The 22,546-nt window shown below is 71.0% G+C and carries 21 protein-coding genes and 3 tRNA genes; 12 read left to right on the forward strand and 12 right to left on the reverse strand.

Annotation, left to right across the window (positions count from 1 at the left end):
* Positions 1-2 precede the first annotated feature (2 nt).
* From G569_RS0109425 to G569_RS57590, 4 genes are all read right to left on the reverse strand, one after another.
* Positions 3-1,076: a S1 family peptidase gene (locus G569_RS0109425; protein ID WP_028063232.1), complete on the reverse strand. Its 1,074-nt coding sequence runs from the start codon at positions 1,074-1,076 to the stop codon at positions 3-5.
* Positions 1,077-1,131: 55 nt separating this feature from the next.
* On the reverse strand, positions 1,132-1,863 hold the full coding sequence (locus G569_RS46930) for a glycosyltransferase (protein WP_028063233.1): 732 nt from the start codon (positions 1,861-1,863) through the stop codon (positions 1,132-1,134).
* A gap of 426 nt (positions 1,864-2,289) precedes the next feature.
* Complete coding sequence (locus G569_RS46935; RefSeq protein WP_053226096.1) at positions 2,290-3,381, reverse strand: arginase family protein; 1,092 nt, start codon at positions 3,379-3,381, stop codon at positions 2,290-2,292.
* Between the two features lie 4 nt (positions 3,382-3,385).
* Complete coding sequence (locus tag G569_RS57590; RefSeq protein ID WP_053226097.1) at positions 3,386-4,711, reverse strand: HD-GYP domain-containing protein; 1,326 nt, start codon at positions 4,709-4,711, stop codon at positions 3,386-3,388.
* Positions 4,712-4,845: 134 nt separating this feature from the next.
* On the opposite strand from G569_RS57590, the gene G569_RS0109445 reads away from it, so the two are divergent.
* Entirely contained in the window at positions 4,846-5,505 is a 660-nt protein-coding gene (locus tag G569_RS0109445; protein WP_028063234.1) for a hypothetical protein, read from the forward strand.
* An 83-nt stretch (positions 5,506-5,588) separates the two neighbouring features.
* Here G569_RS0109445 and G569_RS0109450 read toward each other — a convergent pair.
* Positions 5,589-5,675, reverse strand: a tRNA-Ser gene (locus G569_RS0109450).
* Between the two features lie 225 nt (positions 5,676-5,900).
* Here G569_RS0109450 and G569_RS64515 point away from each other — a divergent pair.
* From G569_RS64515 to G569_RS0109485, 7 genes are all read left to right on the forward strand, one after another.
* Positions 5,901-8,273: a hypothetical protein gene (locus tag G569_RS64515; protein ID WP_211232935.1), complete on the forward strand. Its 2,373-nt coding sequence runs from the start codon at positions 5,901-5,903 to the stop codon at positions 8,271-8,273.
* Positions 8,274-8,347: 74 nt separating this feature from the next.
* On the forward strand, positions 8,348-9,277 hold the full coding sequence (locus G569_RS46945; RefSeq protein WP_169542105.1) for a calcium-binding protein: 930 nt from the start codon (positions 8,348-8,350) through the stop codon (positions 9,275-9,277).
* 87 nt (positions 9,278-9,364) lie between these two features.
* The gene (locus G569_RS0109465; protein WP_028063236.1) at positions 9,365-10,384 is read left to right on the forward strand and encodes a rod shape-determining protein; all 1,020 of its coding nucleotides are present in this window, start codon (positions 9,365-9,367) and stop codon (positions 10,382-10,384) included.
* A 29-nt stretch (positions 10,385-10,413) separates the two neighbouring features.
* Positions 10,414-10,503, forward strand: a tRNA-Ser gene (locus G569_RS0109470).
* 16 nt (positions 10,504-10,519) lie between these two features.
* Positions 10,520-11,440: a putative sugar O-methyltransferase gene (locus G569_RS0109475; RefSeq protein ID WP_028063237.1), complete on the forward strand. Its 921-nt coding sequence runs from the start codon at positions 10,520-10,522 to the stop codon at positions 11,438-11,440.
* A 64-nt stretch (positions 11,441-11,504) separates the two neighbouring features.
* Positions 11,505-12,086, forward strand: coding sequence for a carboxymuconolactone decarboxylase family protein (locus G569_RS0109480; protein ID WP_028063238.1), 582 nt, complete (start codon positions 11,505-11,507; stop codon positions 12,084-12,086).
* On the forward strand, positions 12,083-12,952 hold the full coding sequence (locus G569_RS0109485) for an RNA polymerase sigma-70 factor (protein WP_028063239.1): 870 nt from the start codon (positions 12,083-12,085) through the stop codon (positions 12,950-12,952). Before G569_RS0109480 ends, G569_RS0109485 begins: the two co-directional genes overlap by 4 nt.
* A 3-nt stretch (positions 12,953-12,955) precedes the next feature.
* On the opposite strand, the gene G569_RS0109490 is transcribed toward G569_RS0109485, so the two are convergent.
* Positions 12,956-13,219 (reverse strand): hypothetical protein, encoded by a 264-nt coding sequence (locus G569_RS0109490; RefSeq protein ID WP_028063240.1) that lies wholly within the window; start codon positions 13,217-13,219, stop codon positions 12,956-12,958.
* Positions 13,220-13,411: 192 nt separating this feature from the next.
* Positions 13,412-13,990 (reverse strand): TetR-like C-terminal domain-containing protein, encoded by a 579-nt coding sequence (locus tag G569_RS46950; RefSeq protein ID WP_084284549.1) that lies wholly within the window; start codon positions 13,988-13,990, stop codon positions 13,412-13,414.
* A gap of 79 nt (positions 13,991-14,069) precedes the next feature.
* Between G569_RS46950 and G569_RS57595 the strand changes: the two genes are divergently transcribed.
* Together G569_RS57595 and G569_RS0109505 are read left to right on the forward strand one after the other, a co-directional pair.
* The gene (locus G569_RS57595; RefSeq protein ID WP_084284554.1) at positions 14,070-14,654 is read left to right on the forward strand and encodes a cupin domain-containing protein; all 585 of its coding nucleotides are present in this window, start codon (positions 14,070-14,072) and stop codon (positions 14,652-14,654) included.
* Positions 14,632-14,705: transfer RNA gene (locus tag G569_RS0109505), tRNA-Arg, on the forward strand. The genes G569_RS57595 and G569_RS0109505 overlap by 23 nt, the downstream gene beginning before the upstream one ends.
* Before the next feature lie 153 nt (positions 14,706-14,858).
* Here the strand turns inward: G569_RS0109505 and G569_RS0109510 are convergent.
* From G569_RS0109510 to G569_RS46960, 3 genes are read right to left on the reverse strand one after another with little or no spacing between them, the layout of a single operon-like run.
* A complete protein-coding gene (locus G569_RS0109510) occupies positions 14,859-15,374 on the reverse strand; it encodes an LURP-one-related/scramblase family protein (RefSeq protein ID WP_028063241.1) in 516 nt (171 codons plus the stop codon).
* A gap of 12 nt (positions 15,375-15,386) precedes the next feature.
* Positions 15,387-15,788 carry an SHOCT domain-containing protein gene (locus G569_RS0109515; protein ID WP_028063242.1) on the reverse strand — a complete coding sequence of 134 codons (402 nt, stop codon included), beginning with the start codon at positions 15,786-15,788 and terminating at the stop codon, positions 15,387-15,389.
* A gap of 59 nt (positions 15,789-15,847) precedes the next feature.
* Complete coding sequence (locus G569_RS46960) at positions 15,848-16,963, reverse strand: NAD(P)H-dependent flavin oxidoreductase (protein ID WP_053226100.1); 1,116 nt, start codon at positions 16,961-16,963, stop codon at positions 15,848-15,850.
* Positions 16,964-17,034: 71 nt separating this feature from the next.
* Between G569_RS46960 and G569_RS0109525 the strand changes: the two genes are divergently transcribed.
* Both G569_RS0109525 and G569_RS0109530 read left to right on the forward strand, forming a co-directional pair.
* Entirely contained in the window at positions 17,035-17,391 is a 357-nt protein-coding gene (locus G569_RS0109525) for a winged helix-turn-helix transcriptional regulator (protein ID WP_037495388.1), read from the forward strand.
* Positions 17,392-18,024, forward strand: coding sequence for a PI-PLC domain-containing protein (locus tag G569_RS0109530; RefSeq protein ID WP_028063244.1), 633 nt, complete (start codon positions 17,392-17,394; stop codon positions 18,022-18,024).
* Here G569_RS0109530 and G569_RS0109535 read toward each other — a convergent pair.
* Both G569_RS0109535 and G569_RS57600 read right to left on the reverse strand, forming a co-directional pair.
* A complete protein-coding gene (locus tag G569_RS0109535) occupies positions 18,014-18,652 on the reverse strand; it encodes a QcrA and Rieske domain-containing protein (RefSeq protein ID WP_028063245.1) in 639 nt (212 codons plus the stop codon). The genes G569_RS0109530 and G569_RS0109535 overlap by 11 nt on opposite strands.
* Before the next feature lie 38 nt (positions 18,653-18,690).
* Positions 18,691-22,497 carry a hypothetical protein gene (locus G569_RS57600; protein WP_028063246.1) on the reverse strand — a complete coding sequence of 1,269 codons (3,807 nt, stop codon included), beginning with the start codon at positions 22,495-22,497 and terminating at the stop codon, positions 18,691-18,693.
* Positions 22,498-22,546 lie beyond the last annotated feature (49 nt).

Genomic DNA, 22,546 nt, shown 5'->3' on the forward strand with positions numbered 1-22,546 from the left:
CCTTAGCCGGGCACGGAAGGGGAGTACACCGTCCACTTGCCGCTCGCGTTGGCGGCCGTGACCTCGCACGCGACCTGCTTGCGGCCGGTCCGCTTGTAGGTGCTCTTGTTGGCGCCCTTGATCGCGGTGATCGGGTGCGGCTGCTCCTGGATCAGCTGGTGCTTGTAGCGCGGGACGCCCCACCGGAAGGTGATCTTGGGGTTCGTGCCGGTGAACGTGGGCGCGTGGCAGGTGAGCGTGTGCTTGCCGGTCAGCGTGACCTTCTGCTCCGTGTAGGGCGCGAGGACCGGGTCCGCGGCGGTGAGGAAGCCGTAGAACTTCGAGACCCGCATCCAGACGGCGGGCAGATGGGCCTGGCCGCACTTCTTCTCCTTGACCTCCGAGCCCCAGCTCGTGACGCCGATCTGGACCGGGCCGGTCGGCGTCTGGGCGAGCAGCGGGCCGCCGCTGTCGCCAGGACACGGCTGGGTCAGGGGCGTGTCGTCGTCGCGTGCGCAGATGTCGGTGGGCTCGATCGCCTTCGGGTAGGCCTGCTCGCAGGTCGCGGCGTCGATCAGCTTCAGGTCACCGCCCTGCAGCGGGATCAACGGGGTCGTCTCGACCGGTTGGGTGGCGCCGTACCCGAGCAGGCGGACGGCGCTGCCGGGCTGCTCGAGCCCCGCGTCCTGCGGACCGGCGATCCGGAGCGGCGTGACGCCCTCGACCGGCCGGTCGAGAATGATCATCCCAACGTCGTTGACCGCGATCGCGTTCTGCGGGCGCTTGTGCGCGAACGGGAACGAGAGCTTGAACCCTGGCGCGATCGAGACGCCCTTGGCCGAGTATCTCTTGGAGGCCGGCAGCTTGGTGAAGTCGACCGTCCCGGCGCCGACCGCCAAGTAGAACCCGTTCCCGGCGCCATCGAGGCAGTGCGCGGCTGTCAGCACCCGATCGGGAGCGATCAGCGTGCCGGTGCAGTTGCCCGTGCCGGCCACGAATGGCGCCGTGGCGATGTCGACCGTCGTGCCGCCGGACACGGCGAAGGCCGGAGCCGCGAACAGCAGAGCCGCGGCGACGGCGAGGAGGAGAGAGCGCATCCACCCGACGCTAAGCGCGGTCGCCGCGCGGGACAATCGGTGGCGGACCCTGGAGTTACGCGCGCAGGCGGGCCACGGCGAGGTCGACGTCCGGGAGCGTGCGGATCTCGGTGGCGACGGCGGCCGCCCGCGCGGCGTACCGGGGATCGTCGAGCACGCGTTCGACAGCGTCGGCGAGTCCGTCCCGACCCGGGGCGATCCCGGCTCCGAGCGCATCGACGCGCTCGGCGTTGTCCGGTTGATCGGCGAACAGTGGCAGCACCACCTGCGGGATCCCGGCGGCGAGACCGGCGCGCAGCGTGCCGCTGCCGCCGTGGCTGACCATCGCCTTCGCGTGCGGCATCACGTCGGCCTGCGGCACCCAGCGCTCGACGTGGACGTTCGCGGGTCGCGGTCCGAGATCCTCCGGGTCGCGCTCGCGGCCGATCGTGACCAGCACGCGGACCGCGAGTGGCGCGAGCGCGTCGATCGTGGAGCGGTAGAGCGCCGGGAAGATGTCCGGCCGCTGCGCGGCGACCGAGCCGAAGGTCACGTAGACGAGCGGATCCGTCGCGCCGTCCCACAAGTCCGGCAGCGGCGCGGGCGCCGAGTCGTCGCGCTCCCGGAACCGTTCGAGGTTCACCGGGCCGGGTGCGGAGGGGTGCTCGAGCACCGGCGGCATCAGCGTGAAGTGCGCCTCGGGGAGGCCGTTCCGGGCGTTGAGCCCCTGCTCTGCCCGCAGCCGCTCGCGCGCCTCGTCCATCGCGATCTGCATCCGCTGCTCGATCGCGACCTGCGTGATCGACACCCGCGCGGTCGGCAGGCCGTGATGCGCGGCCGCCAGCGGACCCGCTCGCTCGGCTCATAGACCACGACGTCCGGCCGCCACGTCGCGCAGGTCTCGAGCACGCCCGGCAGCGCCGCGCGGGCGTCCATCCCACCGAACACCTCCCGGAGCAGGCGCGCGTGCGCCTCCTCGAGCGGAAGGCCGCGGGTCGAGGCCAGGACGGCGTCGCGCTCCTCGGCCGGCGCGTCGCGGAACGGCCAGACGTCGAAGCCCGTCGCTTGCGCTCGTAGCGCGGACGACCCCCGGGTGGCGATCAGCACCTCGCCCCCCGCGCGGCGGATGGCGTCGGCGAACGGAACGAGCGGACCAAGATGACCGGCCGAGCCGGTGGTGGTGAAGAGCGCGCGCATCGTCGATACGAACGGCGGCGCGACGCTGCGTATTCCGCTAGACGCGGCGGCGATACGCGGTCTTCATGTCGTGGCCCCGCCCGTTGAACCAGCGCGGCTGGGCGCTGCGCACGGCGGCGATCGCGGCTCGCACCCGGTCGTCGGCCGGCGCGCGGGCCGCGCGGATCGTGGGGTCGTCGGCGTACGGGTCGGCGATCCCGCCGGTGGCGCCCGCGAGTCCCTCGAGGACCGCCAGCAGGCAGAACGGGTTGTAGATCGGGCTGTAGCCGCCTTCGGTGCTCGCGACGAGGCGCCCGCCGGTCAGCTCGTCCGCGAGGCCGGCGATGCGGGTGGCGAGCGCCCGGAACCCACCCGCCGAGACCATCATTCGCCCGGTCGGGTCGTAGATCGAGGCGTCCTGGCCCGCCGCGACCATGATCAGGTCGGGCCGGAAGGCGCGCAGGACCGGCGCCACGAGCTCGTCGAAGGCGAGTTCGTAGCCGCCGTCGGTGGTCGCGGGAGGGAGCGGGATGTTGACCGTCGCGCCTTGCGCCCTCGGGCCTCCCGTGGCGTCGAGCGCGCCCGCGTGCGCGGGGTACCAGTCGCGCTGGTGCAGGGAGACGGCCAGCACCTCGTCGCGGTCCCAGAAGATCCGCTCCGCGCCGTTGGCGACGTGCACGTCCCAGTCGACGATCGCCACCCGCTCGGCACCGCGCGCGAGCGCATGCTCGACGCCGCAGGCGACGTTGTTGAGGTAGGTCGAGGCGATCGCCCGGTCCGGCTCGGCGTGGTGGCCGGCGGGGCGAGCGTGCACGAGCGCCCGCGTGACGCGGCCGTCGAGGACCGCGTCGACGGCGGCCAGCACACCGCCGACCGTCAGCCGCGCCGCCTCCCAGGTCCCGGGCGTGACCGGCGCGTACTCGCCGTCCCACGGCCCACCCTCACACGCGGCTTGCAGCCGAGCGAGGTACTCGGCCGTGTGCACGCTCAGCAGCGCGTCCTCGGGCGCCGGCTCGGGCGCGATGGGCGCGAGTTGCAGCGTGCTGCGCTCGACCAGCTCGTGCGCCTGCGCGGTCAGTCCGGCCTGGTTGACGTCGGGCGCGGGCGGGTCATGCGCGAGGACGCGCGGCGAGTACACGTAGCCGAGCACGGCATCAGGATTTCACCTGCTCGTCGCTCAGGGACGCGAGCATCGCGTCGACGACCGCGGGATCGAACTGGCTGCCGGAGCAGTCGAGCATCTCGCGCGTGGCCACCTCGGCGCTCAGGGCCTTGCGGTAGGAGCGGGTCGTCGTCATCGCGTTGTAGGAGTCGCAGCACGTGATGATCCGGGCCTCGAGCGGGATCGTGTCGCCGGCGAGGGCGTCGGGGTAGCCGTCGCCGTCCCAGCGCTCATGGTGTGAACGCACGATCAGCCCCACGTCGCTCATGAAGCCGCCGACGCGATCGAGCATCCGCTGGCCCTCGATCGTGTGGGTCTTGATCAGTTCCCACTCGTCAGGATCGAGCTTGCCGGGCTTGTTGATGATCGCCTTCGGGATCGCGACCTTGCCGACGTCGTGCAGGAGGGCGGCGAACTCGAGGTTGCGCATGCGGTCGGGCCCGAGGCCGAGCCGGGTCCCGGTGGCGAGCGCCAGGGCGACGACGTCGCGGCAGTGCTCGCCCGTGTAGCCGTCGTCGTGCTCGACGACGTCGCCGAGCACGAGCGCCATGCCCTGATACGCGTGGTTGAGCTCGGAGAGGTTCTCGATGCGCCGCCGGCGTTCGCGCGAGAAGATGGCGAGGACGCCGATCAGCGGAATCAGCGCGACCGGGCCCCAGGGCACCTCGTCCATGGCGTAGACAGCCAGCAGGCCGACGGGGGCGAGCGCGGCATCCACGGCGTAGACCCACAGATCGCCGAGTTGCTCGCGCAGCGACGCGCCGCGGGACAGCCACTCGCGGACCGCGGACGCCCCGAAGTCGCCGGCGAACTGCGCGGCCAGCGCGGCGAGCAGCACCGCCGCGTCCGCCTGCTGGACCTCGGTGGTGCCCGACACCGACAGCACCAGGACCGGGCCGACGACGAACCACGAGTTGCCGAAGACGGCGAACAGGCGGGTGATGCGCATCTCGCCGCGCAGGACCTCGGGCAGCTTCGCCAGCGCCCAGGCCGCCGGCACGCAGACAGCGACCAGCGACGGCGGCAGGCTGAAGAGCAGCGGCACGAACGCCAGCTGCGTCGGCACGGTGATGCCGGCGCCCGTGTCGAACTCGGTCCTCGACGCCACGGCGAACGCGATCAGGCAGGCGGCGACGCTGAGCCAGTTCACGGAACCGAGCTCGGGAGGCCAGTGGAGCACGATCGCCAACGCGACGAGCACATAGGCCCCGCCGACGAGCAACTCGGCGGCACGCTCACGCGAGGACAGGCGCGTTATCTGACGCGCCCGCGCGCTCGCGAGCAACTGTTGCTCCTCGAACGTCGGATTCAGGGCCACGCCCAGTGAATCGGCCGCGGCGCCCGCAGGTTGAGCTCGACGCATGTCCGATGCGTCCCGCCTGAATTCTGCCGATCACACGGAGTACGCCGGGAGATCTCGGCGCGTCGCACCGAAGTCCAGGAAGGACGTGGATGAACCGCATCACCCGCCTCGCGGCGATCACCGCCGCGGCGCTCGCGTGTACCGCCCCGCCGGCGTTCGCCGACGACGACGAGTACACCACCGAGTCCGTCAAACCGTCATGGACCGCGGCCTCCTCGGAGAGCTGCACCGACCCTGACGTGGCTCCGCTCCTGTCGTCCTTCAAGGACGACGACCTCTACGCCCCGGCCCCGGGCGGCACTTTCAACAACGGTCCGGCCGGCTGGCAGTTCACCGGCGGCGCCGACGTCGTCGCCGGCGATGGCGCACTCCAGCTCTTCGGCGCCGATGGCGGCGCGCTCGACCTCCCGGTCGGCGGGTCTGCGACCAGCCCGACGTTCTGCGTCGACGAGCGCTACCCGCACTTCCGCTTCGCCTACGCCTCCTCCTCGCCCGACAACGACGCCGACGTCCGCGTCGAGGTGATCTACCCCGGCCTCGCCGACAAGAACGTGCGCAAGGCCAAGGACCTCAAGGCCAAGCACGGCAAGGGCTGGGACCTCACCGACCGGATCAAGCTCGAGCCCAACCACGGCCTCAAGAACGGCGGCTGGCGGCTCGTCGCGGTCCGCATCTCGGTCCGCGGCGGCAAGCCCGGCACCAGCGTGCGCGTCGACGACGTGCTCATCGACCCGCGGGCGCGCTTCTAGGCGACCAACGTCGTACGGCGACGATCGCGGCTCGCACGCGATCGTCCGCCGCCGCCGTCACCGAGGGCGGGCGGCACCGCGAGCGGAGGGGGTGGGATTCGAACCCACGGTCCGCTTGCACGGACTCCGGTTTTCAAGACCGGTGCGATAGACCACTCTGCCACCCCTCCGGGCGTCTCAGACGATAGCCCCGAACGGTCGGGCAGGAATCTGGACGCTTGTGCGTCTCAGGGTGGGGGTGTCCAAAGGTCGGGGTCGGGACCCGATTGGCGACCTCAGGGTGCGCGTCAAGGATGCGCGCCATGTCACGCGGGAGGTTGGTCGGAGCGAGCGTCTCGCTCGCGCTGCTGAGTGCTGCCCCAGGGGCGGCGCTGGCTCAGGCGGAGGTTCCGCCGGTGCCTGATGGTTCTGTGCTCACCGACGTCATCACGGACAACGGGTTCGAGACGTCGACGCAGCGGTTCGCGCCGTTCTATCCCGCGGACGGGAGCGTCTCGCGCAGTTCGACGGACCCGATCGGCGGCGCCTCGAGCCTGCGGGTGCACGTGAACGCGTATGGGCGCGTCGGGCTCGTGCAGACGTATCCCTATGGCGGTGGGCCGGTCGCCGACTCGGTGACGGTGGCCGCGAAGGTGCGGGTGGATGCGACGTCGCCGGCGGGGCGGCAGGTGCAGGTCTGCTCGATCGCCTACTTCTTCAACGACAGCACCCCGCGTTCGACGTGCGGCAACCTGGCGCTGAGCAACCGCCAGGTGCAATCGGTCTACCTGAGCCTGGCGACGCAGGGGCGCAGGCTCGACCGGGCGTTCTTCCAGTTCACGCTCAACAACAGCGGGTCGGTGGACGCGACGGTCGACGACGCGCACCTGTACGTGGTCGCGAAGGGAGCGTCGCCCACGCCCACCCCGACGCCGACCGCGACGGCAACGCCCACCGCAACCGCAACCGCAACGCCCACGGCGACCCCGACCACAACTCCCACACCCACACCCACACCCACACCCACCCCGTCAACCGACCTCGAGCAGTCCGGCTTCGACCTGCACCCCACGAACTGGCGCTCGATGACCCGCCAGATGGACCTGCGCAACGACCTCACAGCCGACGGCGCGCCGGCCAACGCGACGCCTCGCGACGTCACGGTGAAGCTGATCCCGGCCGCCGACGCGACCGGTGCCACCCGCCGCGTCTCGTTCGGCTTCCCCCTCGCCCCCGGGATGCTCGTCGACACCACGAAGATCCGCGTGACGAACGCACAAGGCGAGGAGATCCCGGCCTACGTGCGCAGCCTCGGCGCGTGGCGCCACATGCCCGACCAGTCGCTGCTCTGCAACGGCCTCGACGCGAGCGGGAATCGCGGCATCCGCAGCGTCCTGATCCAGTTCGACATGGCGTTCCCGACGACGGCGCCGACCACCGTCACGATCGGTGTCAACCGCGCCAGGACGCAGACGCTGACGACCGAGACCCCCGTCCGCGACACGTACCGGACCGTCAACGACGGCACGTACGCGCCCGCGGCGAACACGTCCGGCTTCGCGATCAAGGAACCCGCCGTGCTGGCGGCGATCGACCACCAGTTCCTCGCCTGCAGCGGCGTCACGCCCGCAACCGATCCGGCGAACGCCCGGACCTACATGGCGGCCAGCGACAAGGCGACCGATGACTTCTTCTACTCGCTGATCAATCAGCACGCCCGCAAGCAGGACTGGCCGGTCACCAACCCGGCGGACATCATCGACTTCTACACCGACGGCGAGCCCTGGCTCTACGACCGCGCGCAGACCTTCTTCAACGGCTATCTGCGCACGGGCAACCCCGACATGCTGCGCGAGGCGCAGCGCGCCACCGACCACTATGCGCAGAACGTCTACGGACCGGAGGCGTGCGCGACGTCCTTCTACCCCTACTGCGTCGGCAGCTTCAAGCTCAAGAACCCGACGCCGTCGCAGCCCTACCAGGACATGAAGTACTCCTACAGCGAGAACCTGCTGTCGGACTACCTGCTCACCGGCGATCCGACCGTCCTGCGCAAGATCGGCTACATCAGCTGGGGGATGGAGTTCGGCGTCGACCTCACCAACGCCGGTGACGCCTTCACCGAGCGCCACCGCGCGTTCGCCCTGCTCGCCCACGTCGTCGACTACGAGCTGACCGGCTCACCACACGAGCTCGACGTCATCAACAAGGGCATCCAGGCGATGCGCACGCGTCAGAACGCGTCGACCAACGGCTGCTTCAACTACCCGCCGGAGGGTGAGGCGAACACCTTCTCGCCGTGGATGTCGAGCCTGCTCGCCTACTCGTTCCTGCGCGCCTACGAGGCGACCGGCAACGCCAACACCAGGCCCGCGCTCGTCGATCTGGCGCGCTGCGAGGTCGACCGCGGGATCGACGCACTCAGGCCCGGCCAGAGCGGTCCGATGAACGTCGGCGACCTCTACCCGTACTACATCGGCGCGAGCATCGGCACCAAGCACGACGCCGACGGCGACAACCCGTGGAACGGGTTCGAGCATGCGATCGACGTCGCGGTGCCGGTCGCGCTCGGCGCCCGCTACACGACGGACGCCACGCAACGAGCGACCTTCACCACCACCGTCAAGGGCCTGCTGAAGACCCACGACGAGTCGATCGCGGAATGGACCCGCGACGGCCCGGACACCCGCGCCGCCGGCCGCTCGAAGTACCGCACCGAGCCGCCGCGCAAGTACCTGTGGCAGTACAAGAACGCCGGCCTGATCGGCTGGGGCCTGGACGGGCCGTAGAGAAACTGCGGGCAATGAACCGGTGCTTCGAAGCACAGGTTCATTGCCCGGACGTCGCCGGGCATCCAGAAGATGTGCCCCGCGTTCTGTTGCTCGCGATCGCGTGCCTGCTGGTCGCCACGCCCCCCGCCTCGGCCCAGCGACCGTGTGCCGGCGCCACGATCACCGGCACGGCCCGCGACGACCAGCTCGTCGGGACGCCGGGCAATGACGTGATCGACGCCGGCGCCGGAGATGACGTCGTCACCGGCGGCGGAGGCGACGACACCATCTGCGGCGGCCCCGGCGACGACATCCTCGACGGCGACGTCGGCAACGACCGCCTGCAGGGCGAGCAAGGCGACGATCTCCTCTACGGTCGCGCGGGCGACGACACACTCGAGGGGGGCTCGGGCGCCGACCTGCTGGTCGGCGCCCAGGGGGCCGACCGGATCAGCGGCGCGTCGGGCGCCGACACGGTCAACGGCGACGCCGGCACCGACCGGATCAGCGGCGGCCCAGGCCCTGACCAGCTCAACGGCGGCGACGACGCCGACCAGATCACCGGCGAGAACGGCGCGGACGCGCTGTCGGGCGGCAACGGCGACGACGTCCTCGACGGCGGCTCCGGCGACGACATCCTCCAGGGCGGCGACGGAAACGACACGCTCGACGGCGGCTCCGGGGCCGATCGCGCCGACGGCCAGGGCGGCAACGACGTCGTCGGCGGCGGCTCCGGGAACGACCAGCTCTCCGGCGGGGACTCCGACGACGAGCTCCACGGCGGGCGCGGCGACGACACCCTCGCGGGCGGCGACGGCGCCGACCGCGCCTTCGGGGAGGAGGGCCGCGACGCCCTGCTGGGCGGCGCCGGAGCGGACACGCTCGACGGCGGCGACGGCCCCGACCGCCTGCTCGGCGGCGACGGGAACGACACCCTCACCGGCGGCGGCGGCCGCGACCAGGTCCTCGGCGAGGGCGGCACCGACAGCTGCACCGGCGAGCTCATCCTCAGCTGCGAATGAATTGGCCCGGCGCACGCCCCGGCGTGTGCTTGAGTGATCGGCCAGATGGCCTTGAACCTCTTCGGAGGCGCCGGACGGCGCCGGAGCGTGGGACGCCTGCGGTCCGGCGGCGACGTCGCCGTCGACCTCGGCACCGCCAACACGGTCGTCTACGTGCGCGGGCGCGGGATCGTCCTCTCCGAGCCGTCGGTGGTCGCGATCGACCAGCGCACCGGCGAGGTCCACGCCGTCGGGGCCGACGCGCAGCGCATGATCGGCCGCACGCCCGCGACGATCTCCGCCGACCGGCCGCTGCGCCACGGCGTCATCGCCGACTTCGAGGTCACCGAGGCGATGCTCCGCCAGTTCGTCGGCAAGGTGCTGAACAACCGGTTCGCGCGGCCGAGGATGGTGATCTGCGCGCCCTCCGGCATCACCGAGGTGGAACGGCGGGCGGTCGAGGAAGCCACGCTTTCAGCGGGCGCCCGCGAGGTCCACCTGATCGAGGAGTCCCTGGCCGCCGCGATCGGCGCGGGCGTCGACATCGCCGAGCCCAAAGGCCGGATGGTCGTCGACATCGGCGGCGGCACGTCCGAGGTGGCGATCATCTCCCTCGGCGGCCTCGTGGTCGCGAAGTCGCTGCGGGTCGGCGGCTACGACCTCGACGACGCGATCACCAACCACATCCGGCTCGAGCACCGGATGGCGATCGGCTCCCAGAGCGCCGAGGCGATCAAGCTCGCCGCCGGGTCGGCGATCCCGCTCGTGGAGGAGATCGAGACCTCGATCCGCGGCCGCGACATGGCGTCCGGCCTGCCGCGCGAGATCGTCCTGACCAGCGAGGAGGTCCGCCAGGCGATCGCCTCGCCGCTCGCGGACATCATGACCGCGATCCACGCGACGCTGGAGGAGACGCCGCCCGAGCTGGCGGCCGACATCACCACCGAGGGCGTGCTCATGGCGGGCGGCGGGTCGCTCCTGCGCGGGCTCGACCAGCGTGTCGCCGCCGAGACGGGCATGCCGGTGCGGCTGGCCGACGATCCGCTCGCGTGCGTCGCCACCGGCGCCGGGATGTCGCTCGAAGAGCTCGACACACTCCCCCGCGGTCGCCGCAATCGCACGAGCTGAGCCTCGGGTCTCTACACTCCCGCGGACCGGGACAGGTGGCCGAGAGGCTGAAGGCACTCGCCTGCTAAGCGAGTATGGGGTTTATAGCTCCATCGCGGGTTCGAATCCCGCCCTGTCCGTTAAGGTGCTGCCGCGATGCCGCAGCAACCATCGCAGTTCTGGTCACAGCTCCAGGACGAACACAAGCAGGACCTTGAGAGCTACGGCCTCGAGCACGTCAAGCGCCACCAGGCGCTCCGGTACTTCACCTTTCAGTGGACGCTGCGGACGGCGTGGCGCGATCCTCAGTTCCTGTTCCTGGCCCGTCACCTCGGCCCCCGGACGCTCGGTGCGTGCGCGCGAGAGGGCGTCGACGTCTCCGACGCGGCGTGGGAGGGGATTCCCTGGTCCAAGCAGGATCGCTGGCTCTACGCGTACATCGTGCGGCTGCTCGCGGAGTACGCGCGCCGCAACGATCCGCTCGGGGCGATGCGCCTCGACGAGCCGCTGATCGGCGACCCGCCGCCGGTCCGCCACCGCGGCCGGGTGCTGTCGCAGGACCTGAGCAACTCCGTCCTGGAGGTCAACGCGATGGCGCGGGCGTTCGGTTCGGACGCGCCCTCCTCGATCCTCGAGATCGGCGCCGGGTACGGTCGCGTGGCCTACGTCCTGCTGAGTCTGTTTCCCGACGCGACGTACACGATCGTCGACATCGAGCCGGCGCAGACGATCCAGCGCTGGTACCTGTCGCATTTCTTCGCCCCGGAGCGGCTGCGGTTCCTCTCGCCGGATCAGATCGATGAGATCGTCCCCGGCTCGATCGACCTGGGCGTCGCGATCTCGTCGCTGCACGAGATGACGAAGGAGCAGGTGGCGGACTACCTGCAGCTGTTCGATCGCGCCGCCGCCGGCGGCAACGTCTACCTCAAGCAGTTCGAGAACTGGACCAACCCGGTGGACGGGATCGTCCAGCGCTTCGACGACTATCCCGTGCCGACGCGCTGGCAGCTGTCCTTCCGCGACGTCGCCCCGGTCCAGACGACCTTCATCGAGGCCGCCTGGAAGGTTCCCGCCTAGCTGTCACGCCGTCTCGCCCGCCGGTGTCTCGATGCCGAACCCCATCGAGACACAGGAGGACGACATGTCCAGCAGGATCCCCCCGGCCGAGATCACCGGCGTCTTCGGGGCGATGCTCAAACGCTACAGCCGCAAGGAGCTCGGCTCGGTCCCCGAGTCGCTCGGCGTGATGTGGCACAACAAGCGGGTGCTGCGGCACTTCTTCGGGTTCTTCGGGAAGATCGACAAGTGGGACGCGTGCGACCAGCAGCTCAAGTCGTTCGCCCACATGGCGGCGGTCGCCAACGTCGGGTGCAGCTTCTGCCTGGACTACGGGTACTTCGAGGCCCGCAACCGGAACATCGACATGGAGAAGGCGCGCGAGGTGCCGCGGTGGCGCGAGTCCACCGTGTTCACCCCCCTGGAGCGTGACGTGATGGAGTACGCCGAGGCGATGTCCGCGATGCCCCCGGCGGTGACGGACGAGTTGTCCGCGCGTCTGCTCGACCAGCTCGGCGCGGCCGCTCTGGTCGAGCTGACCGCGTTCATCGCCGCGGCGAACATGGTCAGCCGCGCCAACGTCGCGCTCGGGATCGAGGCGGAGGGCCTGGCGGCATCCTGCGGGCTCAAGCCGCTCGCGATGCCCACCTTGGCCGCATCGGCATGACCGGCGACCCGTTCGTCACCCACCGCAGCCTGCTCTTCACGGTCGCCTACGAGATGCTCGGCTCCGCCGCCGACGCGGAGGACGTCGTGCAGGAGACGTGGGTGCGGTGGAACGGGGTCGACCAGGCCGAGGTGCGTGAGCCTCGCGCGTACCTGGTGCGGATCGCCACCCGCCAGGCGTTGAACCGGCTGCGCACGCTGGCCCGCCGGCGCGAGGACTACCCGGGCGAGTGGCTGCCCGAGCCGCTCCTGACCGTCCCGGACGTGGCGCAGGACGTCGAGCTCGCCGAGAGCGTCTCGATCGCGATGCTCACGGTTCTGGAGACGCTCGGCCCGGTCGAGCGCGCGGTGTTCCTCCTGCACGAGGTCTTCGACGTGCCGTACGAGGAGATCGGGGACGTCGTCGGCAAGAGCACCGTCGCGGTGCGGCAGGTGGCGCACCGGGCGCGCTCGCACGTCGCCGCCCGCCGGCCGCGGATGTCGGTGAGCCGCGCCGAGCAGGAGGAGGCGGTCGAGCGCTTCCGCGTCGCGTTGTCGACGGGCGATCTCGCGGGCCTGATCGACGTGCTCGCGCCCGACGTGCGCATGGTCGCCGACGGCGGCGGCGTCGTGCCCGCGGCCATTCGCCCCATCTCGGGTCCGCGGACCGTGGCCCGCCTGCTGTCGCGGTTCGTCGCGGTCGCGCCCGCGGCGCGGATCGAGGCGACGTGGCTCAACGGCGCTCCCGGGCTGCGGCTCGATCCCGGGGGCGAGTTCGACAGCGCGATCAGCCTCACCGTCGAGGGCGGGCGCATCACCCGCATCTTCACGATCCGCAACCCGGACAAGCTGGCCGGGCTCGGGCAGGTCGCGGCGCTCAGCCGGTGACGCTCAGGCGTCGGGGAGGACCGGCCGGGCGCCCCCGCCGTTGTCGACGTCCGCGAGGCGGCGGACCTCGCGGGCGAGTGCCAGCAGATCGTGAGCCGTCGTCAGGCTCGGCCCGTCAGGCTGCCCCTCGAGCTCGTCGAGGACCGCGCGGATGAGGGCGGCCTCGCGGACGTACTGGCTGACGCTGATGCCCTGGGCGTCGGCGGCTCGGCTGATCGCGATGTAGCTGCGATCGGCAAAACGGATGGTGGTCGCATGCAGAGACAAAGCGGTCGAACCCTACTGGACGTATGTTGCTGTGGTCTCCGAGCGGCGGTGGTACGATCGCTATCGCGGTAGCGAATACGCCATCGTTCAACAAAGCTTTGCCGGTCCGGCCGAACGCCGCGCCGTGCGAGGGCACACCGGGTCTGACCCCCCTGGTGAGTATGAGAGCCCCGCCCCCCTCCGGCGGGGCTCTCACATTTCCAGCCCGTCCCGCGCGCTGAAGCTCGGGTACAGCGCGTCGACCACCTGGGCCGGCCACTCCGGCCCCGGTCGCCCGCGCTCGTAGAAGCGGGTGAAGAAGGAGCCGAACACGGCGTCGGCGGCCAGGTCGATGTCGAGGTCGGCGCGGATCTCGCCGGTCGTCTGACCTTGGCGCAGGATCCTGCGGAAGCGCTCGACCGCGGGGGTGATCATCTGGGCGCGGGCCGCCTCGAGGATCTCCGGGTGCGACTGCGCCTCGACCAGCACCGTCGCCGTGATCGTGGGATCGATCCGCTGACGCACCGCCTCGAGCGTGGCGATCAGGTCGGTCCTCGCTGACCCGGTGTCCGGGTCCTGCGCATCGGCGTTCAGGCGCGCGATCGCCGCGAGCGCGAGCTGCGCCGGCGAGGCGTAGCGGCGGTAGACGGTCGTCTTCGCCACCCCCGCCGCGGCCGCCACGCCCGGCACGGTCATCCGCTGCAGCCCGCCCTCGAGGAACTGCCGCGTCGCGGCGGTGACGATCGCCTCGTCCACCTCCGGATCGAGCGGCCTACCTGGCGGTCTGGTCATGGGCTTGCAATCTAGGCGGCAATTACGCTACCGTTAGTTTCGATACTGATCGTAGCGTAAATCCTCCCCGGAGCTTTCCATGTATCCACGCACCATCGACAACGGCCACGGCGAGCGCATGACCTTCCTCGGGGTCGACGGCGACCGCCTCCTGATCTCGAGCGCCGTCGAGCCCGGCGCCGGCCCGCCCATGCACGTCCACAAGCTCCAGACCGAGGTCATCCGCGTCGTCCGCGGCCGCGTCGGCTACGAGATCGACGGCTCCGCCCCGGTCTACGCCGGCCCCGGCGACACCCTGACCTTCGACCCCGGCGTCGTCCACCGCTTCTGGAACGCCGGCGACGACGAGCTGGAACTGACCGGCGAGGTCTTCCCGGCCGACAACCTCGAGTACTTCCTGACGCAGATCTACGCGTCCGTCGCCGCCCACGGCGGCCGCCCCGGCGCCTTCGACGGCGCCTACCTGCTCACCCGCTACCGCTCGGAGTTCGACATGACCTCGATCCCGGAGCCGGTCCGCCGCTTCGTCTTCCCGATCCAGGCATTCGTCGGCCGCGTCTTCGGCCGCTACGGCCACTTCTCGGACGCCCCAGCCCCGGTCCGCCGCCCCAAGAGCGCTACACTCCCCGGCCGCACGTCCAGCGCCCGTAGCTCAGCTGGATAGAGCGTCGGTCTACGGAACCGAAGGTCAGAGGTTCGAATCCTCTCGGGCGCGTTTCACAGAAAGCCTCGCGGTTAGCGGGGCTTTCGTCGTTTCCGGGCCGCGACGCTCCGCCTAGATCGGGGGGTGACGCACGAACGTTCACTGGGCGTGAACGTTCGTGCGTCACCCTTCCCAAGTCGTGAGGCGCGGAGACGTCGGCTCGCGTCAGCCGCGGGTGGTCATCTCGTCCAGCGCGACCGCGACGGCGAGGAGGAGCGGTTCATCCTCGCCGTCGATGATCTCGATGCCGTAGGTGTCGCGCAGACGGAACCACTTCTTGGAGATCCTGGCCACGACGTCGTCGTCGCGTTTGATCTCGTACTCGTGGTCGACGACGTTGCCGTGGGCGTTGAGGTCCTCGCCGCCCTCGATGTCGACCTTGAAGCGGTCGCGGATGCCGACGAGCGCCTTGTGGACCGTGGCGACGGTGCGGCCGTCGCGCTCGATCGCCAGGGTGTCGCGGACGTGGAGCTTGCGCTCCTGGATCTTCGCCACCTCGTTGCCGCTGCGGTCCTTGAGGATGAACGTGTCGCGGATGCGGAAGGCCTTGCCGTCGACCTTGTAGAGGCGGTCGCCGCGGTCGTCCTCGATCCAGGCGTCGTCGCCGATCGACGCGAGCTTCTCGCGCATCTGGAACCGCCGGCCGGCGGGTGCATCGTCGTGGTGGCGGAGGAACCCCATGGCTGCCTCAGGTCAGGCGAGCGCCTTCGCCTTCAACGAAGCGAACTCGGCTTCCGTGATCGCGCCGCTGTCGAGCAGCTCCTTGGCCTTGGCGATCTCGCCGGCCGCGCCGCCGCCACCGCCGTCGGTTGCGACCGACCGCACGTAGGTGTCGAACTGCTTCTGCGAGGCCTGCATGTCCTGCATGCGCCGCTCGGACATGCCCGAGCCGTTGGCGATCAAGTAGACCAGCACGCCGAGGAACGGCAGGAAGATCAGGAACACGATCCAGGCGGCCTTCAAGAAGCCCGACATGTCCCGCCGGAACACGTCGCTGAGGATGATGATCAGAACCCAGATCCACGCGATCCAGAAGAAGAACAGGATCATCGTCCACAAGATGTCCAGGAACGGGTAGTCGGCGGCCAGGGCCATCGCGTCTTTCTCCTTCTCGGGGGACCACGACGGATCATCGAGCCGGCTGGATCCCTCCCTCAAGGTGGCGTGCATGTGGGTCGCGTGGGTGTGTGCGCGCTGAGCATCGTGTCGGTGCCTGACACGACCGCGTCGTAGACGTCGGCGGCGCGGCGTTCGCGCAGCAGCGACGTCCCCTGGCCCGCCCAGAGCGAGACGACGTCTGTGCGGCCCTGCGCGCGGGCCGCGGCGATGACCGGCCGCAGCAGGTAGCTCTGGTAGGGATAGGGCTCGGGCTGCTCGAGCGACGCGGTCAGCCGGTTCGGGACACCCCGGGCGAGCCGGCCGGTGAACGCGCGGGTCAGGGTCGTCCGGCGGGCGCCCCCGTCGAGCAGGACCGCGCGATGCTCGGGCGTCGTGCCGGACTCCTCGGTGGCGAGGAACGCCGACCCCAACTGGACGCCTTCGGCGCCCAAGGCCAGCGCCGCGACGACCCCCTGCGCGTCCGCGATCCCGCCCGCCGCGACGACCGGCGCCCGCACCTCGCTCGCCGCGGTCCGGACGAGCGCGAGCGTCCCGACCAGCGAGTCCTCCACGGGGGCGAGGAACGCGCCGCGATGGCCGCCCGCCTCGTAGCCGGACGCGACGATCGCGTCGACGCCGGCCTCGTCCAGCGCGACGGCTTCGTCGGGCGTCGTCGCGGTGCCGATCGTGCGGATGCCGGCGGCACGGAAGTCAGTCAGCACGCGGTCGTCGGGCACCCCGAAGACGAAGCTGAACACGGGCGGCCGGGCGGCCAGCACCGCCGATGCCTGCTCCTCGAACGTCGGCGAGAACCGCTCCGGGAACTCCGGAGCGTCGACGCCGAACTCGTCATACAACGGCTGCAACCGCGCGACGGCGGCGTCGAACCGCGAGCGCGTCATCGACGCCTCGTCCAGGTCGTGCGTGGACACCCACAGGTTCAGTGCGAACACACCCGCGGCACGCGAGCGCAACTCGGCGCCGACCGCGGCGATCCCGTCGGGTTCGAGATGGTGCACGCCGAACGAGCCGAGACCACCGCAGCGCGCGACCGCCGAAGCCAGTGCGACGCTCGACAGCCCGCCGCCGAACGGCCCTTGGATGATCGGATGGCTGAGCCTGAGCAGCTCGGTGAGGCGTGTGCGCGGCCAGGAGGCGAGTGGGGAGGACATGGCGATCACCGTAGGTAACCAGTAACCCACATGCAACCAACTGCCGGTTGCCCCCTGGTAACTTTCTGTGCATGCCATCCACGCCGGTCAAGTACCGCCCGAGCCGCGTCGCGCCGCCGCCGACGGAGTGCCCGTTGACCGAGTGCATGTCGCTGCTCGGCGGCGCGTGGACGCCGAACATCGTCTGGTACCTGCGCGAAGGGCCACGCCGCTTCAACGAACTGCGCGGCGACATCGACGGCGTCTCGGGCAAGGTGCTCTCGGCGCGGCTGAAGCGGCTCGCCGAGGACGGCATCGTCACCCGCACCGTCATGCCGACCACGCCGCCGTCGGTCGAGTACGAGCTGACCGAGCTCGGCCGTGAGCTGCTGCCCGCCGTCGACGCGATCGTCGAGGTCGGGCGCCGCCTCAAGACGCGACACGCCTGAATGAACCTGGACTGGCTGCTGGCGACGCCGATCGCGCACCGCGGACTCCACGACGTCGCGAACGGGCGACCCGAGAACTCCCGCGAGGCGTTCGTCCACGCGGCGGAGCGCGGCTTCCCGATCGAGCTCGACGTCCAACTCGTCGCGGGCAAGCTCCTGGTCGCGCACGACCCCATCCGCGAGGAGACCGACGCGCCGACCCTCCAGGACGTGCTCGCGGACGTCGGCGGGCGCGTGCCACTGCTCATCGACCTCAAGTCGGCCAACCGCGCGGCGCTCGCCCGCGCGATCGCGCCGGCGCTCGAGGGCTACGCCGGCCACGTGGCACTGCAGGACTTCAACCCGCTCTCGCTCGCGGTGCTCCGGCGCGCCGCCTACCCGCGCGGGCAGATCTCCGGCCGCCTGGACCCCGCGCCGGCGCTCATCCGCCCGCTCGCTCGCGCGATGCCCACGAACGCCCTCCTGCGCCCCGCCTTCATGAACGTCGAGCTCGCCGCGCTGCCGAGCCGCGCGACATCGTTCTGGCGCCGCCGCGGCATGCCCTTGCTGGCTTGGACGATCAGGACGCCCGAAGAGGCCAGGCGCGCCGCGGCGGTCGCCGACAACTACCTGTTCTCCGGCTTCATCCCTTAGGCAGCGGCGCGGTCGAGGGCCGGGCGGGGTACAGGAAGCGGCCGAGGCCGTCGAGCGCCTCGCCGGGGTCGCGCGGCGAGAAGCGCTCGAGCTCGTTGTTGACGCTGAAGCGCGGGCCGATCTCGAGCTCGCCCGCCCGAACGCGCGTGAGGAACCGGTCGAGCGGCCGCGGCGGCGGACCGCCGATGCGGATGCCGCGGAAGTCGTAGACGCCGCCGTGGCACGGGCACACGAACGACCGCGAGGCGTCGAAGTAGTTCACCGGGCACCCGATGTGGGCGCAGCGCGTGCTGATCGCGACGAAGCGGTTCCACTCATCGAGCGGCTCCGTGTCGATCTCGGGGTTGCGCCGGCGGACGAACGCGATCGACCTCGCCGCCTCGCCGATCGGGTCGGTCGTGAGCCGGATCACGCGTGGCACGTAGGTGGTGTCGGTGAAGTCGCCGGCCGGGCCGACCGGCTGCCACATCACCGGTTGGCGCTCGAAGCCCGGGCCGAGGGCGAAGCCGATGGCCGGGAGCGCGACCGCGGACGCGGCGACCGCGCCCGCGGCGTAGGCAGTGCCGGTCATGAACCGGCGGCGCGTCACGGTCTCGCCCGCGAACGCGCCTGGGAGTCGTTGATCCATGTCTACTACAGAAGGTAGTAGACATGGATGAGACGAGCCTAAGGGGTCGTCGTGGAGAGCGTGAAGGTGAGCGTCCTCGCGTAGGTGCCGGTGCGCAGGGCGTCGGTGGCGCCGATCGCCTGCTTGAACTGGATCGCCACGGCCGCGTTCGCCGCCGGTGCGCTCCAGGCATTGGGCGTGATCTCGACCCGCAGCGGCTGCGGGAGGGAGAAGGCGCCGTTGGTCATGTGGCCCGGATCGGACGAAGTCAACGTGGCGTCGCCCGCCGAGCTGGTCACCGTCGCGGTCGTGGCGGCCGTGTAGTCCTTCGCGACCCCCGGTGTGAACGCCCCGAACTGCGCGGGCGCGCCGAGTGTCAGTGCGAGCGTCGCCGGCACCGTGCCGCCGACCACACCCGACGCTGTCGTGGACAGGTTCGCGACGGCGAACGAGGCCGATGCGACGCTGCCGTCGGTGCCGCTGATCGCCGTCTTGACCGTGTAGCGACCCTTCTCGGCGTAGTCGTGCGTGCCCGCGATCGCGAACGTCCCGGCCGACCCGGTGACCGTCCCGAGCGAGTGGGTCCCGTCGCCCCAGTCGATGTCGGCGGTGAACGAGGCCGCGGCCGCGGTCAGATCGGAGTCCGTGAAGCTCGCGACCGCGCCGTCGTAGCGGCCGGTGATGCTCGCGGCGGGCGCCGCGGTGGTATCGAGCCGGCACGTCGGCACGCGGAATGCGCCGGTGCGGCCGAAGAACGGGCCGCCGGTGCGGGACGCGTCGCCGTAGCCGCCGTAGTACCAGAACGTGCAGTCGTCGGTCGGGTCCACGGCGATGTTCGACCAGTCCTCCCAGCGCGACCCGCCCGCGGCGCTGATGCCGTCGACGATCACGCCGTCGCGGTAGGTCATCTGGTTGAGCGGGTCGCCGGGCGCCCGCGCCGTGTAGCGCTGGCCGACCGCCACGCACTCGGGCGGGGTGCACATGAACGCCGCGTTGGAGACCGTCGACGCGCTCGTGTGCGCCAGCGTCATCGGCGCCGTCAGGTCGATGCCGGTCCCGGTCGCGCCGGCGGTCCCGACCGCCGCCACGGTGACGGTCTCGAGCGTCGCGCCCGTCCCGATGTTGATCTTGCGCCCGGGCGCGAAGTTGATGTTCGCGCCGCTCACGCCCGCGACCTTGATGTTCGTCGCGCCCACCACCGACGCCGCGGCCATCGTGGTCGCGATCGGCGGGATGTACGGCCCGCCGCCGTACGAGAACGCCAGCGCGATGTCGCCGTCGCGGTCGATTCCCGGACTCCCGAGCCAGCGGTAGTGGTTGTCCGGCGCGTAGGTGCTCTGCTGGTACAGGTACGGCTGGCGGGAGCCGTCGAGCCGCAGCTCGTACCAGCGCTCGCCGCCCGCGCCCACGGACGTGTTGATCGAGTGCAGCATCGCGATCGACTCGACGTCGCCACGCCGCCGGTAGACCACGCGGTGCATGATCTTGTCGCCCTGCGAGTCCAGCCGGGTCGTCGAGCCCGGCTGCGGCACGCACTGCGTGAGCTGACCGTCGCAGAGGAAGTGATACGGCGAGACGCCGACCTTCACCGGCCCGGTGAACGTCGTCTTCGACGGATCGGCGAAGTCGACGTGGAACTTGTACGTGTAGAGCCCGTCGTCCTCGAAGATGCTGCGCAGCTGGTAGCCGCCGGCCGCGAAGTAGTGCTCGGGCGCGCCCGCGGGCGGGAGCTCGGAGCCGTCGAGGTCCGCCGGCTCCATGAAGCTGACGGCCGGCACGATGATGCACTGCTCGGTGGCGTCGAGACCCTGCAGCATCCGGAGCCGGTCGACCGCGCACGCGTGCTTCTCGATCACGTTGTCGCCCGTGCTGGTCGCGTTGTAGTACGCGTCCGGCCAGACCGCGACGCGCGGGTAGTCGGGGAACAGCGAGCGGCGGAAGACGTAGCGGTAGAACGGCCCGGCCGGGTCGGTGCCGACGCTGACCGCGTGGCACATCGCGTACAGGCCGCCGACGCGGGTGAACGACGGCGTCGTGAACAGCCAGCGCTTGGCGAGCTGGTCGTAGCGGATGTGGCCGTCGCCGCTGTTGGTGCACGCGCCCTGCCCGATGCCGGACCGGCCCTGCGTGGTCGTCGTCACCGTTCCGGCGGTGTCGCCCAAGACCGTGAGCTGCCCAACGTCACCCAGCCCGGTCTGGCGGGGGCTGCCGAGCGGGGTCAGCGCGTTGAACGTGACCGTGTAGCCGGTGTCGGCGACCGTGCCGATCGTGACCGTGGTGTCCGACAGCCAGCTCGCGACGCCCGGCGTGCCCTTCACCAGTTCGCGCACGGTCCCGGTTCCGTCCACCACCGACAGCGGCAGCAGGTCGGTCTTCGCGCTCGCGCCCGCGAACGTCAGCGTGTAGCCGGTGTCAGCGACCGTGCCGACGGTCGCGACCGTGCCGGGCGGGAGCAGCCCCGCCGTGCCCTTGACGGTCTCGGTGACGGTGCCGCTGGAGATCCCGATCGGCGCGACGTCGAGCCCGCCGGTGAACGTGAGCGTGTACCCCGTCTCGCTGACCGTGCCGGCCGTGACCGTCAGGTTGGCCGGCCAGTTGGAGACGCCTTCGCCGCCCTTCGCGGACTCGCGGACGGCCGCGCCGCACGGGTTGGCGGCCTGCGCGCAGTCGCCGAAGACGATCTCGACCGGCGGGACGTCCTTGCGCGCGTTCGCGCCCGCGAAGGTGATCGTCGGCCCCGTCGTGGGGCCTGCGCCGGTGACCGTCACGGTGCCGGCGAAGCCGAAGATCGCGTTGATCTCGTCGCTGACGTTCTGGTTGGTGACCGGCGTCGCGTCGCCCAGCGCGGTCGCGAACCCGAGCGGCCCGGTCTCCTTCCCGCCGATCCGGATCCGGAACGTGTTCCCGGCGACGGCCGAGTCGAAGTTCGTGAAGGTGACCGCCTGGACCTCGTTGCCGCCCTGGAGCGCGTTCTGGATCCCGGCGGGCGTGTCGTTGGCGCCCTTGACGATCGGCACCGTGTTCTGGCCCTGGTAGCTGAGCGTGTAGCCGTCGCCGGCCGGGGCGACGGTCTGCACCTCGCTCGGGCCGTTCAACGCCGCGAGGATCGCCGCCGCGGTGTGGTTGGTCCCCTTCACGAACGGCGCCGACACTTTGTCGCCGTACTTGAGCGAGTACGACGTGAAGTTGGTCAGCGCGACCTGCTGCTGCTCGTTGCCGCCCTGGAGCGCGGCCTGGATGCCCGCCGCGGTGTTGTTCTGCCCGCGCGTGATGGGGACCGAGTCCGCGCCGTCGTAGCGCAGGCGGTACGACGCGCCATCACTCGTGTAGCCGCTCAGCGCGACCTGCTGGACCTCGTTGGTGCCCGCGAAGATGCTGTTGTTGTTGAGCGGGCCGAGGAGCGTGTCGCCGGTCTTGCTCATCACCTTGAACTGCGAGTTGCGCATGACCACGATCGAGTCGGGGCCGGCGGCGATGTTGTTGTCCGAGGTCGAGCCGCCGTTGAGGCCGTTGTCGAAGCTGATCGCGGCGGGGATCGCCGGGCGCGGGCCGAAGGTCGTCTGCTCGGCGCTGCCGTTGTCCGGGATGCCGGGCTGCGCGGCGGCGGGGTTCGCCTCGACCTCGTTGCCCTCGCTGAGGCCCACCTCGATGTTGGGAGCCGCCGCGAGCGGCTGCGCCGCAAGGCCGCGGAGCGACTCCGATCGGTCGTGGATCGCGTCCGACACCAGCGTGCGCTCGGTGTGTCGCGTCTCCGTGCGCGGTGCCTGCGTCGGCACCGACCGCGTCGTGGCTATGGCGCCCAGGGCCAGCAGCACCAGCAGGGCAAGCGAAGCTCGCAGCCCCGTCGACCTCCTCTTGACGAGCATGTGACGAACGCTACAAATCCAGCGCTCATACATTCACCATCCAGCGGGA

Origin of the sequence: Solirubrobacter soli DSM 22325 (assembly GCF_000423665.1) — a bacterium.
GTDB lineage: Bacteria > Actinomycetota > Thermoleophilia > Solirubrobacterales > Solirubrobacteraceae > Solirubrobacter > Solirubrobacter soli.